This is a genomic window from Brachyspira alvinipulli ATCC 51933 (assembly GCF_000518245.1).
Taxonomy (GTDB): Bacteria; Spirochaetota; Brachyspiria; order Brachyspirales; family Brachyspiraceae; genus Brachyspira; species Brachyspira alvinipulli.
Window position 1 is genome coordinate 17,794 of the sequence record NZ_JADF01000023.1, and the last position, 17,901, is coordinate 35,694.

A 17,901-nucleotide genomic window follows, 5' to 3' on the forward strand; every position below is an offset into this window, starting at 1 on the left:
TTTGCCCCACCGCTCTGCGTACTTCGTAACCCCACAGTTCTTTTGGTGACCATACGAAGTACGCCTGCGGCGAGAACCAAAAAGACTGCATTTTTAGGATATATCCTATATTTAATAGGTATGTTTTTTAATATAAAGTTATAGCAATTGCGTTTTTTGCAACTTTTTTGAGCGACAAAAAAGTACATTAATAAATATAATTGAGAGGCAGTATGTCAAAGAAATCTTTATTATTTTTTTTAGAGAATAGTATTACAAATAAAGAAATAAAAGCTAATGATTATGTTGTATCAAGAGTGGGTTATTTCTTTAGAGATGTGCATGAAAGAAGATGCAAAGTTATAGTGGAAAGCGATTTAAATATATCTTTAAGCGATTCATTTTTGATTATAAGCAAAGAGGAAGCAGAGGAGCTTATAAGAGAGAAGATGAAGCCTAATGATGTAATAAATTATCTTAAAGAAGAAAATAAAAAATTAAAAGAGAAAATAAAAGAGCTTGAGGCTTGATTTATTTTTTATGTGCTGTCTTAAATTATATTTCATTATATTTGAGACAGTACATTAAAACTAAAAAGGAATTAATATGCAGGAATATATTTATGAGCCTGATATAGATTATTTTAAAAGCATATTTAAAATGTTCAACTATGATGATATCGATACAGAATTTTTAAAAGATCAGCTTAAAAATTATACTATTCAATTTAGAAGAATGATTTTAAATATGAATTATACAGAACCTACGGAAGAAAACGGACTTCCTTTTATATCTATAAAAAATTATATATGCTATGAAGCAGCGAGACTTTTAACAGTTAATTTTGTTTCAAACAGCGACTTAATAAATTTTATACGCACAGAAAGTTTGCGTTTAAAAGAACTTGCTATAAAAGATTTATCAAGCATTGTAGTTGGAGAAAATAGTTATGACAGTGTTCGTTTGGACGGAGATATAAAGAAGCCTTAATAAATATTGATACTATTTAAAACTTTTAAGTTTGTCAATTTTATATTTTTAATTTTTTTTATTATTTGTGGGGACTAGCCCCCACACCCCCACTTCTTTTATTGGTATAAAAGAAGCAAAAGAACTGCATATTTATATTATGTAGTTTTTATATATCCATATTATATTAGTAATTATAAAAAAGGTTATTATATGATACATTTCAAAAATAGTGTTATATATGTTTTAGATAATTTCATGAATTTTATGGCTGATGAATATATAGATTTTTCAGGAAATAAAGTTCATGGAGAAAATAATTTAAATAGCCTATTAGATGATAAATTGAAAATAGATTGTTTCAGTTTAGGTGCTGTTAAGTCTATGAGCAAATCATTTCTTTGGGCTACAATATCAGAAGGAGAGAGCAGAGGAGATAAATCATATATAGGAGATTCAGCAGGTTTTGCAGATGACATATCTTTAAAAGCTACAGTATATAAAGAGCTTAAATCAGGAGAATCATTTCTAGCATATACTATGATTCCTTTAGCACTCAATCAGGCTTCGCGTTATTGGATATCAAAGTTAAATGATGAAGGAGAGCGTATAGCCTTATCGCCTGTTATTAAATGGGAATCTCCTTCTTTTGACAGTGAAAACAATAAAAGACAATTTAATGATTTTTCATCTATAAGAGGCGTGAGTTTTTCTCTTGATATTAATTTTAGAATTATGACTGGGAGTTATTTAAATGAAGTTCTTTACTAATTTAATTAATAAAGCATTTAATAAAAAAGTTTATGATTATGTTCAAAATAGAGATAAACTTTATAAAATAAAAATCACTTCTTCTCCGGAAAATGCTGTCATTACAATGAATGAAGAAGAAAAATATTTTGGTGCTTATAAAAATGGAGAAGTTATAAATTATCAAGTGAGTATGGAAGGCTATCAAACAAAAGAAGGAAGTATAACAGTTGATAATAGAGATGTTTTGGAGAATGTAGTTTTAGAAAGTGTGTAATTATTAAAATATTATCAGCACGCGGTGAATAAAATTGTATATGTAGTTTAAATTATATTAAAATTTGATTTATGTTTTTGTATGAGTTTAACGCGTGTTAATTATGGTGTTTATTTAATTGAAGTTTGGGGTGGGCGGGCAGGGGGATAATATTGAATTTTTAATATTGTAAAGCTAATCATAAAAATTGTGAGCCTATGGCAAGTTTGCTTGACATAGACTTTGAGCGAACAATTTTTATTAGCAATAATAAGAAATAATAATTTTTAAATATTAGAATTGAAATATAAAAGCGAGCCGAAGCCCTTAACTTAATTTATTAACTTAAGCCTTTAGGCGTAGGCGAGCATAACAATAATAAAAAATATTATTTTGAAAATTATATTTTTATTTGTGAGAGTATAACAATGAGCATTTTTGATTTGAAAGGTAATTTAATGAATGATGAGGACGGCTTAACTGTTGTAAGCGGTTCTAGTTATAAAGTTAGAATAGCAAAAACAAAAAATAGAAATGAAAAAGTAGATTTTACTTCCGATGATGTTAAAGGAAAATATTTAATATATCCTTCATCAGTGGGACTTACTCCTACTACAGAATCAATGAGTAAAGAATATGTAGGTGCTCCTTCTTCAGAAAGTTATGCAGGTGCTACTACTTATGCAGGCGATATTTCTTACGGAGCTTTCCCAAATACAAATGCATATTATGCTAGTTTAATTTGGGCTAATGTTCATACAAAAGAAACCACAGGTAATTTACTTTGCATTAACTCTTTTAATAATTTTGCTGTGAGGTTTAATAAATCTTCAGAAGATGAAAGTATTAATATGCTTGAAATTATAACTGAAAATGAAGAAGGTTATAATAGTAATTTTATTGATGTATATGATTCAATGAAGCAGAAAGATTTAATTGAATCTATAAATAAAATAAAATATATGAAAGCATTTTTAATAACAGGAAACGAAGAAGATGAAGTTGATTTTACTAATATAATAAATGAATTAAGAGAATATAACAGCGGAAATAATCAAACAGAATATTTACTTAGTTTTAAAAGAGTTGGCTTAATAGAAAGCGGTGTGTTTAGTGATGAGTCTAAAAAGAAATATCCAAAATATCAAAGCATAATATCTCCAAGGTTTGGGGAGGCACAATATTATAATATAGCTTTGTATGATGGTTCAAAAAATATGGACGGTAATCAATATATAGGATGTGAAAGTAAATCCATGAATTTTAATTTTGCTAATAAAGCTATGACTGAAATTAGTTCTTCTTTATGGGCTTTAGATGAAGTAACAATAGATAAGGATTCTGTTTTGTATGAGGATAGAGCAGAAGAAAGAGATGTTGTTATGGCACAGACTTCAAAGTATCCTACAAAACTTTTTATTAATGGCACTGAAGCTACTTCTGTAAGCGATGTTGCTTTAGCTTTTGAATGGACTAAAGAAGAGAAATATAATATATCTGCTAGAAGATACGGATTTCCAAATTCAAAATTTACATTGAGTTTTTCAGGAAATGCAGTTTTTAATATTCAGTCAAAAGAACTTTTTTATGATAGAGTTTTAAATGGCAACAGACAATCATTTATAATATCATCAAAAACAAGATTTAAAAATAAAGATTATCCTTTTATATTTATAAGTACAGATGTAGGAGGAAGTCCTTCTTTTCCAGCAATAGAGCCTAAAGAACTTTCAATATCTTTAAATAATTTTAAAGCTTCTGAGCAGTCTATCGATATGAACAGTAATTATTTGATTGCATTTACCGATAGAGCAGATTTGTTTTAGTAAAAAGACTTTTTTTATTTATTGACTAATAAAAAACTTTTGTTTATACTTAATATCAAAAAAATTAATTAATATTATAAGGCAATAGTAGTATGCTAGGTAAATTAAAACAAAGCATTAATTATAATGATATGCAGGAGATGAATCGTTATCTTATTATTAAACTTTTGATGCAATTAGGAGTATGTTCAAGGGTAGAATTATCTAAATTATCCGGCTTGAAGCAGGCTACTATAACTAATATTATTAATGATTTTATAAAAATAGGATTAGTTTCTGAGATTGGTTCAAAGAATGGAAGTAAAGGAAGAAGATCTATTGCTATTTCATTAAACAGTGATAGATATAAATTTATAGGAGTGAGATTAACTCGTAAATATATATCTATTGGTTTATTTGATATAATTGGAAAACATTATTTTTTAAAGAAATATAAATTTGATGTTAATGATGGTGTAAAAAATACATTGCATATAATAGAGAATGCTGTTTATGATGTTCTTGATAAATATTCAAAAGACAATATATTAGCAATAGGCATTACATTACCTGGACCTTTTATTAGAACTACAGGTACTATTAGTGTTAATGAGTTTCCTGGATGGGAGCAGGTTTTAGTAGAAGAATATTTTAATAATGTTTTTAAAATACCAGTATTTTTTGAACATGATGCTAAAGCAGGAGTTATGGCTGGTTGGTATTTGAATAAATATAATAATACTAATAAAACATTTGCTTATATAATAGCCGGACATGGTATAGGTGTAGGTGTTATTGTAGATGGTAAATTAATAAGAGGTTCTACAGGTACATTTGGTGAACTTGGTCATACAAGTATAAATTTTGATGGGCCTTTATGTCAATGCGGCAATAGAGGATGTCTTGAAAATTATTGTTCTACAATATCTCTTTCAAGAAGAATTAAAAAAAGATTAGCCTCAGGAGAAACATCAAATTTAAAATATGATTTTGAGTTTTTTGATATAGTTGATGCTTATAAAAATAAAGATCCTATTGTATGCGAGGAAATAAATAAAAATACAGAATATCTTAGTATAGGTATAATAAATTTAGTTAATTTAGTTAATCCTGATGTAATTGTTATTGGCGATGAAATGGTTCATTTCGGGGATGATTTTTTGTTAATGCTTAAAGAAAATGTTAGAAGTAGGATAATACCTGATTTGTATGACAATCTTGATATAAGATTAGGAAGCAAGGATGATGATGAAGTGCTTGTAGGTGCTAGTATTGTAGCTATAGAGGCCATTCTTAGAGAAGGTTTGCTTTTAAATAAAATATCAAAAATGATATAAAATGTTGTAAAAAAATTGACTATTGTGCTTTTTTGAATATACTAATATATATTGTTTAATTGAATTAATTAATATAATTAATTCAATTAATTATATATTTTAAGGAGCTAAAAATGAAAAAGCTAATAGTTATTTTTTCAGTTTTATTTGCCATATTGCTTTTTGTTACATCATGCAATAGAGGTACTGAGCAGAGCAGTGGAAGAAAATTTGGATACACTGCCATGACAATGAACAACCCATTCTTTTTGACAATCTCTGAATCTATAAAATCAGAATTAGAAAAAAATGGTGATACTTTAATAGTATTAGATCCTCAGCTTGATCAAGCTAAACAAATATCTCAAGTTGAAGATATGATTGCACAAGGTATAGAATTACTATTCTTAAATCCTGTAGATTGGCAAGGTGTAAAACCAGCATTAGATGCTGCTAAAGCTGCTGGAATACCTATTGTAAACTTTGATGCAGATGTTTATGATACAGATTTAGTTGATGCTATAGTTATATCAGATAATTATCAAGCAGGATATTTATGCGGAGAAGATTTGGCTAAACGTATGCCTAATGGAGGTAAATTAGCTATTATAGAACATGCTGTTGCTAAATCTGTTTTAGATAGAATAAGAGGATTTTATGACGGATTAGGTGCTGTTAGCAATAAATTTGAATTAGTATCAAGACAAGATGGTTTGGGTCAATTAGAGATAACATTACCTATAGCAGAAAATATACTTCAAGCTAATCCTGATGTACAAGTATTTTTTGGCGGAAATGACCCTATAGCTTTAGGAGTAGTTGCTGCTTTAAAAGCTGCTAATAAAACTGGAGTATTAGTTTATGGTGTTGATGGTTCACCTGAAATTAAAGCTTCTATAAAAAATGGAGAGGCTACAGCAACAGGAGCACAATCTCCAATTAATATAGGTAAAAAATCAGTTGAAGTTGCATATAAAATATTAAATAACGAACCTATAGAGAAAAATATAAGTGTTGAAACTGCCCTTATAGATCAAAGTAATGTTGATCAGTATGGTATAGATGGCTGGCAATAATATTTTTATTTATCTAAAATAATAGTACATATATCATATATGAAAATTATATGATATATGTACATATTTTATATGAGGTTTGTTTATATGGTTAGACTAAAGGCTTTGAATATTTGCAAAAAATTTCCTGGGGTAATTGCCCTTAATAATGCCTCATTAGAAGTTGAAGGCGGAGAAGTATTAGCCCTTTTAGGAGAAAATGGAGCTGGAAAATCCACAATATCTAAAATAGTGTCAGGAGTTTATACAGCTGACAGTGGGGAAATATTTATAGATGATAAACAAGTTAGTATATCTTCTGTTTTAGATGCTGAAAAAAATGGTGTGAGTATAATACACCAAGAAATAATGCTTATACCTGAAATGAAAATATTTGAAAATATTTTTTTGGGAAGAGAGATTAAAAAGAAAAACGGATTAGCAGATGATAAAAAAATGATAGAAGAAACTAATAAGTTTCTTGAAAAATTTAATTTTGATATTTCAGCAAGTACTAAGGTTGGAAAATTAAGTATAGCACAGCAGCAGATGATAGAAATTATTAAAGCTGTTTCATTTAATAGTAATATAATTTTTATGGATGAACCTACAAGTTCCTTGACAGATAAAGAAGTAGAATATTTATTCAAAATTATAATGGATTTAAAATATCAAAATGTAAGTATAATATATATTTCTCATAAATTAGATGAGCTTTTTGCTATAAGTGATAGAATAACTGTTATGAGAGATGGAAGCACTGTAGGAACTGTAAAAACTTTAGATACAAATAAAGATGAACTTATATCAATGATGGTTGGAAGAACTCTCAGCAATTATTATAAAAGAACATTTAAAGATGATAATACTGATAAAGAAAAAGTTCTTGAGGTTAAAAATTTATATGGAAAACCGTATTTGAAAGATATCAATTTTTCTCTTTATAAAGGCGAAATATTAGGATTTGCCGGCCTTGTTGGTGCGGGAAGAAGCGAACTTATGAAAATAATATTCGGCATAGATAAGAAAGAAAAAGGAGAAATATATATAGATGGAAATCCTGCATCTATAAATGATGTGGATGATGCTATTAAATATGGAATAGCTTTACTTCCAGAAAATAGAAAAGAGGAAGGACTTATATTAGAAAATAAGGTTGGATATAATATAACTTTATGCATACTTAATCAATTTATAAACTTTATAAATGTTAATAAATTAAAAGAAAATTCAATAATAAAAAAATATATTTCACAGCTTTCAATAAAAACTAGTTCATCAGAACAGGTAGTAAAATTTTTAAGTGGCGGAAATCAACAGAAGATAGTATTAGCTAAATGGCTTGCTACATCGCCTAAAGTTTTAATACTTGATGAACCTACAAGAGGAATAGATGTAGGAGCAAAATCTGAGATATATGAAATAATGGATGAGCTTGTATCTAAAGGAGTTTCTATCATATTAATATCCTCAGAACTTCCTGAGGTTATAGGTATGTCTGATAGAATAGCTGTTATGCATGACGGGTGTATCACAGGTATTATAGGTAGAGATGAATTTTCACAAGAAAAAATTATGCATTTGGCAACTTCTTAATTTTATTTACAAGGATATTTTATGAAAAAGAATATGAAACTATATATTGAAAAATTATCATCAAATAGATTTTTAAGACCTTTTGTAGGATTTGTTGTAACGAATTTTGGTATACTTTTGGGATTAATATTTATATGTATTTTAATGGTTATATTGACTCCCAATTTTTTAAAAGCTAATAATATTATAAATATATTAAGACAGGTAACTACAAATTTGAATCTTGCATTGGGAATGACTATCATAATTATAATAAATGGTATAGATCTTTCCGTAGGTTCTATAGTAGCATTGTCAGGAACTGTAGCAGGGGAATTAATAGCATTTGCAAATTGGCCTTTGCCATTAGCAATTTTTACAGCTGTTTTAGTAGGAACATTATGCGGATTATTTAATGGTGTTGTGGTAGCTAAAACTCAAATACCTCCTTTTATAGTAACTTTAGGTATGCTTAATATAGCAAGAGGTATTGCTTATGTATCTACCGGCGGACAGCCTGTAAGAGTTATGAATGAGTCTTTTAATATTATAGGAGCAGGATATATAGGTGCTATACCTTTGCAGGTTATTTATACTTTGATATTTGTTATTATCATATCTCTAATTTTGAGAAAGACTAAATTAGGACGTCATATATATGCTATAGGAGGAAATATAACAGCTGCAAGATTCTCAGGTATAAAAATTGTTTTTGTTACAATATTTGCTTATACTTTATCCGGATTTTTATCAGGTTTTTCAGGTGTGGTATTAGCTTCAAGAATGTACTCAGGACAGCCTACAGCAGCACAGGGTTTTGAACTTGATGCAATAGCTGCATGTGTATTAGGTGGTACAAGTATGAGAGGAGGAGTTGGTACTATAGGAGGAACTGTTATAGGTGCTTTGATAATAGGCGTACTTAATAATGGATTAAACTTACTTAATATAAATTCTTTTTGGCAGCTTATAGTTAAAGGTGTTGTTATATTGTTAGCAGTTTATATAGATTTGATGAAAAAAAGATAAAATAAATAATAAAAAACAGGAGAAATAAATGAAAAAGATTATATTAGTTTTTTCTATTTATTTTGCTTCTCTTATGATTTTTATATCATGTAATAGAGGTGCAGAACAAAGTACAGGCAGAAAATTCGGATACACTTGTTTTACAATGAATAATCCGTTTTTCATTACTATTGCTGATTCAATTAAAGAAGAATTGGCAAAAAATGGAGATACATTAATAGTATTAGATCCTCAATTAGACCAAGCAAAGCAGATATCACAAATAGAAGATATGATATCTCAGGGTATAGACTTAATGTTTTTGAACCCTGTTGATTGGAAAGGTGTTAAACCTGCTTTGGATGCTCTTAAAGCAGCTGGAATACCTATTGTAAATTTTGATGCTGAAGTTTATGATAAAGATTTAGTTGATTCTGTAGTTGTTTCAGATAATTTCCAAGCAGGATTTGTATGCGGTCAAGATTTAGTTAAGCGTATGCCTAATGGTGGTAAATTAGCTATTATAGAATATGCTGTAAATAAACCTGTTCTTGATAGAATAGAAGGTTTTTATGCTGGATTAGGGGATGTAAGCAATAAATTTGAATTAGTATCAAGACAAGATGGTGTTGGTCAATTAGAAATATCTTTGCCTATAGCAGAAAATATACTTCAAGCTAATCCTGATGTACAAGTATTTTTCGGCGGAAATGATCCTATAGCTTTAGGAGTAGTTGCTGCTTTGAAAGCTGCTAATAAAACAGGCATATTAGTATATGGTGTTGATGGTTCTCCAGAAATAAAAGCATTTATTAAAAGCGGTGAAGTTACAGGTACTGGTGCTCAATCTCCAATTAATATAGGAAAAAAAGCTGCCGAAGTTGCTTATAAAATATTAAATGGTGAATCTTACGAAAAAAATATAAGTGTTGAAACTTCTCTTATAGATCAAAGCAATGTTGATCAATATGGCATAGAAGGTTGGCAATAAGTTTTTTCATATTTTATAAAGCCTCATACAAAAGTATGGGGCTTTTTAATTTAGTAATTGTCAGTATTTATTTTTTATAATTGAATTATATTTATCTTTTTCTATAGTTATCATATTTGATAAGAATGTGCTGTTTGAATATTCAAAATTAATTTTATTAGGTTTGTATTTAAAATCGAAAGTATTTTTAGATAATGAATATAGATTATAATAAATGTTTGATTGATTGTTTAGAGTGAATTCATTAGTTAAAATATTTTTATTATATCCAATTTCAAATATATAGAAATAATTTTTTATATCATATGAGAAGAAAATATTATTAAAAGAATATAATTCTAAACAGAAAAAAATAAAAATTAGTACAATAGCCTTTCTTTTCATAATCATATTATAAACTTCAAATTAATTATATCAATATAAAAAGTAATTGGAATATAAAATTTTTGAACATATTTTATGGCGATGTAACTGTTGTAGGCTTTTAGTGAAAAATTGAGGAGAATTTAAATCTGCTCCTTATATTTTTTGAGCCTATGACAATTGAAAATTGGCATAGCCTTACAGCGAAAAAAATTAAGGAGTATATAGATGAAAAAATTAGAATTTAAATGCGTTGATTTCTTTAATAGATATATTATAGAAGAAATTGTTTATAAAGATGATGGAGAAAGTATTGTTCCAGTAAAAATATTCAGCCGTTCTACTTTGGGAAATAAATTTAAAAGCGATGATATTATAAGCATTAACCGTCCTAGCTTCAATGAAAATATTAAATATGTTAGAGAGAAAGAAGAAAAAATTATTGACGATGATATTTTCAAATGGCTTGATGTGAAAATAAATAATAATTCTGCTGTAAGTCTTCTTGATGAATGGAGTACAAAAGATATTAATGAGTTTGCTCAGGTGATAAAAAGTTTTTTGCTAGAGAGAAGAATCATGTAATAAATAACTTTCCTGTTTTTTCTTTAATGGAGCAGACAGAAATTGATAATCTTGTAAATTATGCTTTTAAGAATAGGCAGGTTAAATATGATGATTTTTGTTATTTTAATGACGGGCTTATAAGTTTGTATACAGCTTCTTTATTTTGGAATAAAATTATACTTGAGGCTTGGTATCAGGTAATAAGCGGAAGATTTGTATATTGTCATTATGATAAAGATGATTATTTAAGATTTGGACTTAATTATGCTGTATTTAGATTTAAACTTTTGATAGACAAGTCATTTAATGGTATTAAATAAATATTTTGCTAAGAGGTTTTTTATATGATTTTAAGCAGTACTAATAAAGAATTACAGAATATAGAGGCTGGTATAAAGAGAATAAATGCAGCTTATGAAAGCTCTTCATTTTTTAATGATTCAAAAAGTTTATTTGATAATTTCATTAACGGCAGCGAGGATGCAAAAAACAGTGTAGATGATATTGAAGATTCTGTATCCTCTTTAAATAGCAACATAAAAAATATTGATATAAAAAGTTTTTCTAATGGAATAAAAGATTCTCTTTCAAGCATATCAAGTATATATAGAGATTTGAGCGCAAGTTTCTCAAGTTTTTTCTATTATGATTTAAGTTCTTATGATGCGGCAATAGAAGAAGCTAAAAATAAATTGCAGGAGTTTGATGATTATCAAAAAGAATTAAAAGAAAATAAAAAAGCTGAAGATGATGAAGATTATGAAAATTATTTAGCAAGACTTGATGAAGAATTAGAATTAGCAATTAATAATAAAGATGCTATGAGTGCAGAAGCTATACGCATAAAGCAGGAAGAGTTAAAGAAAAAACAGGAAAAGGAAAAAGAGGATTTACAAAAAGAGAAGGATATACAAGCTCAAAGGGAATTATTAGAAAAACAGCTTGCTCAAGCGGAATATAATAAAGCTTATGCTCAGTGGGATAATCAGGTAAAGTTGGCAGAGATGGAAAAAGCAAAAGCAATAGCAGATGCAGTTTTAATTCCATCTCTTGCAATAGCTCAGTCTGCTTTAGGAGTAACAGCTTCATTTGCACAAGGAGGACCAGCCTGTTTTGCGGCAGGACTCATAATATCAGCTACCGCAATATCTTCTGCCCTTGCCGCAGCTTCTGGTATAGTTTCATCAGCCAATGCTTTAGATAGTGTAAAATCTAATCCGCCTCAAGCTCCTAAATTCGGATTTGGTACCGCAGGATATATTATTCCGGATGGCGGATCTGCCATAGTAGGAGAAATGGGAGCAGAACTTATAACTAATAAATCCGGAAAGATACAGGTTCAAAGTAATGCCCAAATGCAGGAACAAGGTTTTTCTAAAGGCGATATTTGGAATGTAACTATAAATGTAGAAAAACCTTTAAATCCGGATGAGGTTTATAAACTTATGAACAGTTATAAAGCTAGAAACAGTCAGAAGTACACAAGATAAAAAATTATGGTTTGTTAAATCTATTGCTGTTAATCAAACTTGATATTATATGGTTTTTAGATTTGTCTTTAGCTTCTAATATTTCATTAACATCATTAATAAAATCTTGAAACTGTCTGTTGTAGCAAAGTTTATGCATAGTGTCTATATCTAAATAATTTCTTTTTTTGGCAGAAAATAATATTTGAGAATCTTCGGGATTATCATAATCTTTATTATTGTTATACTCGCCTCAGCCTATAATCAGCAAATAAATAAATTTATTTGCTGGCTTCGGCTCGTTTTCTAATTAGTCTTTATATTTAATATAAAGTTCATCTTCCATATCAAATTTTTCTATCAGATATTTAATCAAATAAAATTTTCTATCACTGCTATAATTGTTTTCCGCAAAATATATATCATCTATATCTATTGGATACTCAGATCTAAGTTCATCTTTATTTTTTGTTATCTGAATTAAATTTTGCATTTCTTCAGTGAAAAAGAAATTAGGGTTTTGATTATAATAATATTTTAATATATAGCTAAATAATTTTGATACATCAGTAATATTTATTTTCTCTCCATTAAATATTGCATACTCTAATTTCTTACCTGTAGGATCATCTGCTTCAAATATATCTATTTCAGAATTTATCGTATTGTCAATTTTTATATTAGGATATTTCCATATATTTATAAATCTTTCGCTCAAAATATTAAAACGTTCTTCTATTTTTTTAATATTCCACTCATCTATAGTTTTTAAATATTCATTAAGCCAAAGACGGCTGTATTTATATCCTTGTTCTTTATTATCTATATTCATATTCTTCTTCTCAGAAAAAGTTTTATTTCCTAGTTCTCCATTATTAGCTGAAATTGTTAAATTAGCTATAGTATGCAATTTATTTTCCATATACTTATAATCTTCTTTAGATAGTTCTTTCTTCCATTCCTTTGTCGGCTGTTGTGGGAAAATGTGTTCTATAGTATAGTTTGTATCATTGAAACTTACAATCTCTTTTGAATCTCCTTTTTCTAATTTACGAAATAAATACATTTTTCTTTGTTGATTTTTATCTTTATATATATTTTTATCTCTAAGATTATTTTTTATTTCATTATCATTTGGAAATCTAAATTTAGATAAATACATTTCTAATGCATTATAATAATTTTTTTCATCTTTTATTTGTTTATATAATGCGGCAAAAATTTTATTTAATTGACTTGTTTTTATATCACATATAAATCTTCTAAATACAAAAGATTCTATTAAATTAAGAATGTTTATAAATGTATTTTTATCTATAATCTTGTTATTATAATCTTTATATATATTTAAAAAGAATGGATATGATACATTTACCTCTATAGATTTTATATCATCTAACTTTAACGATATATCTTTATCTTTTTCATTTTTAGGGTTGATTAACTTGTTATAATAAATAGAATATTCTTTTAATTCTTCTAAATATTTTTTTATTTCGTCTAAATTGTTTATAGAATATTTCAATTTAAATTCCTCATAAACCCTATTTTTATTTGGAATCTTATTATCTTTACTTGTTATAAAATCTCTAATAAAATCTGATACTATATCCTTATTAAGAGTTTCATCTCTTGCATTTTTTTCTATATATTCCCAATAATTTTCATAAATATATTTTTGTTCCGAAGAATTCAACTTCATTAAGATATAATTTCTTATTAAATCTGCCTGAGATAAAGCTAATCCTGTAGAGTTTAAACTTTCAAATATACGCTGAGGATCATCATATCTTTTATCTAAAGACATATCAACAAATATTAATTTTTTTAGTCCATTTAAAATATTTAAATAATTATTTTCGTCTATAGATTTTTCAAAAAAATTAAAATTATCTATTATATTAGATTTTTCATTAAAATCCATATTTGAAAAAATAGATTTTAATGCTTTATCATTATTTTCTGTTGTTTTTAATTTTATCTTATCATCTATTTTTGCATGTTTATTTACTAAATATAAATCATATATTTCATTTTTTAAATTATCATCTTTCAATTCTTCAGCTAATTTATATATTCTTAAATAAATTAAGATTATAGTTGTTAATCTCTGCTGACCATCTACTATTATCAATTCTTGTACACTTGTCATTGTATTATTATCATTAACATATACTATACTTCCTATAAAATGTTCTCTATTTAGTTTACCAGCATCTTTTATATCATTTAGTAATACTTTACATTCTTTTATACTCCAATCATAATTTCTCTGATAAATTGGAATAACAAACTGAACATTACTCATAGTGATAAATTTATTTAAACTAGATTCATTTGCTTTCATAATTTGCTCCTAAAACTTCATAATATACCTTAATTTTAATTTGCTAAAAAAGAATCATCTTCATTATATTTTCTATTCTCTTCATAATAGAAAGGCATTTTATCTACTCTGTAAACTCCCCAAGTTTTTATACCAAATTTTAAATGATAGACTACTTCTCTAGTATCTTTATTAACTTCCATTATCTGAGCATTGTTTCCGAAATCCAAAAGCATATTTCCATTAGTTAAAAAATCTATATCCGATACATAATGAGAATATAATTTATTATCTGTTTTGTATTCATAAATTTTTTCAGCTTTCCAATTTCCATGAGAACCGCTTATTTTATATTCTATATATCTTGAGCCATTAGGATTTTTCTCTTCATCTCCTTGATTGTCGAACATGCCTATAATATTAGTTGATATTAAAAATAAAGCATGCTGATTCTTAGGTCCGTCAATGTTTCCATCTCCAAGAACTTTATAAGGATCAAGCGATTTTATATCTTTTAAATATCTTCCGTAAGGATTGTATGATTCCATAGTATCTAATGTATCATCTGCCATATACCATATAAGTTCCCATTCGCTGTAATCAACTGCCATAACTGCTAAACTCCTTACGGATAAATAAAGTATATCATTAACTTCATCATATACTAAAGAATTACAATGTGCCCAATCCATAGGAAAATCTTTTTTTCTTCCTATACTGTAATATCTGTTATCTTTATCAAATATTAATTTTTTTAAATATTCTTTTTCTTCTTCATCTCCATTTTGATTAACTATTTTTTTTATCAAATCTCCTACATACAGATCCCTAATCATATTTCCATTAGTATCAACTTCGCAGATTCTATCCTCCACTCCCCATTCCGAATTGGCAAGCATTATATAATTGCTGTCAGAGTTTTTTCTAATAACATCATGGTGAATACCTATATCCAAATTTATAGCATTAAGTTTGGCATTTCCAAGTAAATCGCTTACACCCATAGTATCATAAATTACAATATCATTATCCTCATTAATTACTTTAGCTATTTCATTTGTTAGGTAAAAATTTGAATAATTTACATAGCGTAAATTTCCGTTTCTGCTTACTCCCATTAAAAATACACCTTTTTGACTTCTATTTATAACAGGACTTACAAAATATATTTCTGCATTATTATCTTGTAAATTGCTTATAGAACTTTCATCATTAATATTAAAGAAATATACATTTTCCTCCGGTTCTAAATTTCTTATAACTCTATTAGTGGCAGGTACATAAATTTCATCAATGGATAATTTTCCTACTATTATATTGGTAGTTATTCTGTTAGTACCATTTATTATATGTATAGTATTTGTATTTTCTGAATAAAGCCCATGTATTGCAAAGTTAGAACCGTAATTTTGAGGATAAGTATGTATTATATTTTCATCTCCTAGTCTTCCTTCTGTGATTACGGTAACAGGATAATTATTATTAGTTTCTATTTTATATACTAGTGATAAAGGAGTTTGTCCATTTGGATTTAATATAAGTTCTCCTATTTTATCATCAGGAAGCGGAGTAATTTTATTTGAGCATGACAATAAAGCCAATGATGAAACTATAAATAATAATTTCATGTTTGTTAAAATATTATTAATTTTTGATGTAAAAGAAGATAATAATTTGTTTTTCATAATATAGATGATACCTTAATAAAATATGATTTTTTTTATTCTAAATAATAATACAATTAAATGCAATAAAAATCATATAAAAATTGCCTTTGATTTGAATATATTGTTATAATATCATGCTTTCATAAAATGAACAAATTTTTCTTATATTTGTATTATATGTATAGTATTTATGTATACTTAATATTTGCTTTGTCTGTTTTTATATTTTTCATATAAAAATACCAATAATTAATATTGTAAAAAAGATTTACAATATTATAATATTTTATGGGAACTATTTTTCATATTTATTCGTCTAATAATTAAAGTTTAGATATGTAATAACTTGATATTTTTAACTCTAAGTTTATAATTGAAATTCGTATGTAGGAAAATTAATATAAACTTTTCTAGGAGCGGATAGTGAGATTTTATGCTACTTTAGTTTTAAGTTTATTAGTATTTAGTTTTGTTTTATATTCTCAGGATACAGTGCAGGAAGAGGAAATCGCAACTAATAATAGAATAACCATTACCTTAGAAGATGCTCTAAATATGGCCTTCGATAATGACAAAACATTAAAGCAAGCAGAATATGATGTACGTATAGCACAGGTTCAGAAGGATGCTTCGTTTTCTGATTTGTTTATGCCTTCTTTAAGTATAAGCGGAGGATTGAATTTAGCTGAATCAAAAGAATATTCAATAAATGAGGTAAATACTGGTATTTATTCAAGTCCTGATACATGGTCAGCAAGTGCCACTTTATCAAAAACTCTATTTACAGGGTTTAGAAATTGGAATACTGATAGGGCAAGAGATGTTAATTTAAAGATGCAGAAAGATATTTATTATGATGAGAGGAAAAATGTTGACCTTAATACAAAATTGAATTTCTATAATACTTTTGTAGCACAGGAAAATTACAGAGTATATCTTCAGCAGCAGCTTAATTACAGCAATAGAATGAGGGAAGCATATATAAAATATAGAAATGGTCAGGTTTCAGAGTATGAATATTTGAATGCTAAAGTACAGTATGAAACTACAAAGCCTCAGGTTGTAACATTAAGCAATCAGTATCAAAGTTTGAAATTGACATTTATACGTCAAATAGGTATTACAAATGTTGCGGACGATGTTGATTTGATAGGAAGTATATTAGATGCTACAAATATAACATTACCGGATATACCTTATGATGATTTGCTTACTATTATAATGAACAATAATATAGAATTGAAAAATATGAGCAGCAATTTAGAAATGCTAGAATATAATAGGAAAGTTGCAAGAAGTTATTTATGGCCGACATTATCAGCAAATGCTAATGTTGGAGTTACTAGTGTAGATAAAATAAAGATGAATAGTAATAGAGAATTTTATAAAGATAGAACAGGAGAATTCAGCTGGGGAGTAGGATTTTCATTAAATTATGCTCTTGATTCATTGCTTCCTTTTTCATCTACGGCAAAAGGTGCTGAAGAAATTGAACTTAGTATAAGACAGATGGAAGTTAATTATGAACAATTAAGAGATACTATAGAGGTAAGCAGCAGAGATTTGATTGCCACAGCTAAATCCCAAGCACTTAATTTACAGTCTCAGGCCGAGAACGCAAAGACAGCAGCTTATGCTTTACAAATGGCTCAAAGACAGTACAGAGGCGGTACTTTATCAACACTTGAAGTTAATGACGCCGAAGTAACTTATTTGAATGCACAGCTTGCATATTTACAGGCTATATATGAATATTTTTCAAGCACATTACAAGTATTAAAGCTTTTAGGGGCTTAATATAGGAG

18 protein-coding genes are annotated in these 17,901 nt (G+C 27.4%); 14 read left to right on the forward strand and 4 right to left on the reverse strand.

Annotated elements, in window-relative coordinates; genetic code table 11:
* Nucleotides 1-212 precede the first annotated feature (212 nt).
* The 10 genes from T324_RS0104220 (at nt 213) to T324_RS0104265 (ending at nt 9,704) form a co-directional block, all read left to right on the forward strand.
* Nucleotides 213-509 (forward strand): hypothetical protein, encoded by a 297-nt coding sequence (locus tag T324_RS0104220; protein WP_028329105.1) that lies wholly within the window; start codon nt 213-215, stop codon nt 507-509.
* A 76-nt stretch (nt 510-585) separates the two neighbouring features.
* Nucleotides 586-969, forward strand: a complete 384-nt coding sequence (locus T324_RS0104225; RefSeq protein ID WP_028329106.1) for a hypothetical protein — start codon at nt 586-588, stop codon at nt 967-969.
* Between the two features lie 192 nt (nt 970-1,161).
* Nucleotides 1,162-1,719 carry a hypothetical protein gene (locus T324_RS0104230; RefSeq protein ID WP_028329107.1) on the forward strand — a complete coding sequence of 186 codons (558 nt, stop codon included), beginning with the start codon at nt 1,162-1,164 and terminating at the stop codon, nt 1,717-1,719.
* The gene (locus tag T324_RS0104235) at nt 1,703-1,975 is read left to right on the forward strand and encodes a hypothetical protein (RefSeq protein ID WP_028329108.1); all 273 of its coding nucleotides are present in this window, start codon (nt 1,703-1,705) and stop codon (nt 1,973-1,975) included. Before T324_RS0104230 ends, T324_RS0104235 begins: the two co-directional genes overlap by 17 nt.
* A gap of 407 nt (nt 1,976-2,382) precedes the next feature.
* Nucleotides 2,383-3,780, forward strand: coding sequence for a hypothetical protein (locus T324_RS0104240; protein WP_028329109.1), 1,398 nt, complete (start codon nt 2,383-2,385; stop codon nt 3,778-3,780).
* Between the two features lie 92 nt (nt 3,781-3,872).
* Nucleotides 3,873-5,096 carry an ROK family transcriptional regulator gene (locus tag T324_RS0104245; protein WP_028329110.1) on the forward strand — a complete coding sequence of 408 codons (1,224 nt, stop codon included), beginning with the start codon at nt 3,873-3,875 and terminating at the stop codon, nt 5,094-5,096.
* Between the two features lie 113 nt (nt 5,097-5,209).
* Nucleotides 5,210-6,151: a sugar ABC transporter substrate-binding protein gene (locus tag T324_RS0104250; protein ID WP_028329111.1), complete on the forward strand. Its 942-nt coding sequence runs from the start codon at nt 5,210-5,212 to the stop codon at nt 6,149-6,151.
* A gap of 87 nt (nt 6,152-6,238) precedes the next feature.
* Nucleotides 6,239-7,726 (forward strand): sugar ABC transporter ATP-binding protein, encoded by a 1,488-nt coding sequence (locus T324_RS0104255; protein ID WP_028329112.1) that lies wholly within the window; start codon nt 6,239-6,241, stop codon nt 7,724-7,726.
* Between the two features lie 21 nt (nt 7,727-7,747).
* A complete protein-coding gene (locus T324_RS0104260) occupies nt 7,748-8,734 on the forward strand; it encodes an ABC transporter permease (protein WP_028329113.1) in 987 nt (328 codons plus the stop codon).
* 28 nt (nt 8,735-8,762) lie between these two features.
* The gene (locus T324_RS0104265) at nt 8,763-9,704 is read left to right on the forward strand and encodes a sugar ABC transporter substrate-binding protein (protein ID WP_028329114.1); all 942 of its coding nucleotides are present in this window, start codon (nt 8,763-8,765) and stop codon (nt 9,702-9,704) included.
* Between the two features lie 60 nt (nt 9,705-9,764).
* Here T324_RS0104265 and T324_RS0104270 read toward each other — a convergent pair whose 3' ends face one another.
* Nucleotides 9,765-10,094, reverse strand: a complete 330-nt coding sequence (locus tag T324_RS0104270) for a hypothetical protein (protein WP_028329115.1) — start codon at nt 10,092-10,094, stop codon at nt 9,765-9,767.
* Between the two features lie 201 nt (nt 10,095-10,295).
* Between T324_RS0104270 and T324_RS0104275 the strand changes: the two genes are divergently transcribed.
* From T324_RS0104275 to T324_RS0104285, 3 genes are read left to right on the forward strand one after another with little or no spacing between them, the layout of a single operon-like run.
* Entirely contained in the window at nt 10,296-10,652 is a 357-nt protein-coding gene (locus T324_RS0104275) for a hypothetical protein (protein ID WP_028329116.1), read from the forward strand.
* Nucleotides 10,653-10,678: 26 nt separating this feature from the next.
* Entirely contained in the window at nt 10,679-10,954 is a 276-nt protein-coding gene (locus T324_RS0104280; RefSeq protein ID WP_028329117.1) for a hypothetical protein, read from the forward strand.
* A 24-nt stretch (nt 10,955-10,978) separates the two neighbouring features.
* On the forward strand, nt 10,979-12,124 hold the full coding sequence (locus tag T324_RS0104285; protein WP_028329118.1) for a hypothetical protein: 1,146 nt from the start codon (nt 10,979-10,981) through the stop codon (nt 12,122-12,124).
* A gap of 4 nt (nt 12,125-12,128) precedes the next feature.
* On the opposite strand, the gene T324_RS18735 is transcribed toward T324_RS0104285, so the two are convergent.
* The 3 genes from T324_RS18735 to T324_RS0104295 form a co-directional block, all read right to left on the reverse strand.
* Entirely contained in the window at nt 12,129-12,263 is a 135-nt protein-coding gene (locus tag T324_RS18735; protein ID WP_281171796.1) for a hypothetical protein, read from the reverse strand.
* A gap of 150 nt (nt 12,264-12,413) precedes the next feature.
* On the reverse strand, nt 12,414-14,450 hold the full coding sequence (locus tag T324_RS0104290) for a DUF262 domain-containing protein (protein ID WP_028329119.1): 2,037 nt from the start codon (nt 14,448-14,450) through the stop codon (nt 12,414-12,416).
* Between the two features lie 35 nt (nt 14,451-14,485).
* Nucleotides 14,486-16,057 carry an aryl-sulfate sulfotransferase gene (locus tag T324_RS0104295; RefSeq protein ID WP_028329120.1) on the reverse strand — a complete coding sequence of 524 codons (1,572 nt, stop codon included), beginning with the start codon at nt 16,055-16,057 and terminating at the stop codon, nt 14,486-14,488.
* Nucleotides 16,058-16,519: 462 nt separating this feature from the next.
* On the opposite strand from T324_RS0104295, the gene T324_RS0104300 reads away from it, so the two are divergent.
* Nucleotides 16,520-17,893, forward strand: coding sequence for a TolC family protein (locus T324_RS0104300; RefSeq protein ID WP_028329121.1), 1,374 nt, complete (start codon nt 16,520-16,522; stop codon nt 17,891-17,893).
* Nucleotides 17,894-17,901: the final 8 nt, after the last annotated feature.

Bases quoted from the DNA above. Each gene is read 5' to 3' on its own strand.
- T324_RS0104225 (WP_028329106.1), top strand. From the start codon at position 586: ATGCAGGAATATATTTATGAGCCTGATATAGATTATTTTAAAAGCATA.
- T324_RS0104285 (WP_028329118.1), top strand. From the start codon at position 10,979: ATGATTTTAAGCAGTACTAATAAAGAATTACAGAATATAGAGGCTGGT.
- T324_RS0104240 (WP_028329109.1), top strand. From the start codon at position 2,383: ATGAGCATTTTTGATTTGAAAGGTAATTTAATGAATGATGAGGACGGC.
- T324_RS0104295 (WP_028329120.1), bottom strand. From the start codon at position 16,057: ATGAAATTATTATTTATAGTTTCATCATTGGCTTTATTGTCATGCTCA.
- T324_RS0104245 (WP_028329110.1), top strand. From the start codon at position 3,873: ATGCTAGGTAAATTAAAACAAAGCATTAATTATAATGATATGCAGGAG.
- T324_RS0104265 (WP_028329114.1), top strand. From the start codon at position 8,763: ATGAAAAAGATTATATTAGTTTTTTCTATTTATTTTGCTTCTCTTATG.
- T324_RS0104235 (WP_028329108.1), top strand. From the start codon at position 1,703: ATGAAGTTCTTTACTAATTTAATTAATAAAGCATTTAATAAAAAAGTT.
- T324_RS0104270 (WP_028329115.1), bottom strand. From the start codon at position 10,094: ATGATTATGAAAAGAAAGGCTATTGTACTAATTTTTATTTTTTTCTGT.
- T324_RS0104280 (WP_028329117.1), top strand. From the start codon at position 10,679: ATGGAGCAGACAGAAATTGATAATCTTGTAAATTATGCTTTTAAGAAT.
- T324_RS0104275 (WP_028329116.1), top strand. From the start codon at position 10,296: ATGAAAAAATTAGAATTTAAATGCGTTGATTTCTTTAATAGATATATT.
- T324_RS0104290 (WP_028329119.1), bottom strand. From the start codon at position 14,450: ATGAAAGCAAATGAATCTAGTTTAAATAAATTTATCACTATGAGTAAT.
- T324_RS0104260 (WP_028329113.1), top strand. From the start codon at position 7,748: ATGAAAAAGAATATGAAACTATATATTGAAAAATTATCATCAAATAGA.
- T324_RS0104255 (WP_028329112.1), top strand. From the start codon at position 6,239: ATGGTTAGACTAAAGGCTTTGAATATTTGCAAAAAATTTCCTGGGGTA.
- T324_RS0104250 (WP_028329111.1), top strand. From the start codon at position 5,210: ATGAAAAAGCTAATAGTTATTTTTTCAGTTTTATTTGCCATATTGCTT.
- T324_RS18735 (WP_281171796.1), bottom strand. From the start codon at position 12,263: ATGCATAAACTTTGCTACAACAGACAGTTTCAAGATTTTATTAATGAT.
- T324_RS0104230 (WP_028329107.1), top strand. From the start codon at position 1,162: ATGATACATTTCAAAAATAGTGTTATATATGTTTTAGATAATTTCATG.
- T324_RS0104220 (WP_028329105.1), top strand. From the start codon at position 213: ATGTCAAAGAAATCTTTATTATTTTTTTTAGAGAATAGTATTACAAAT.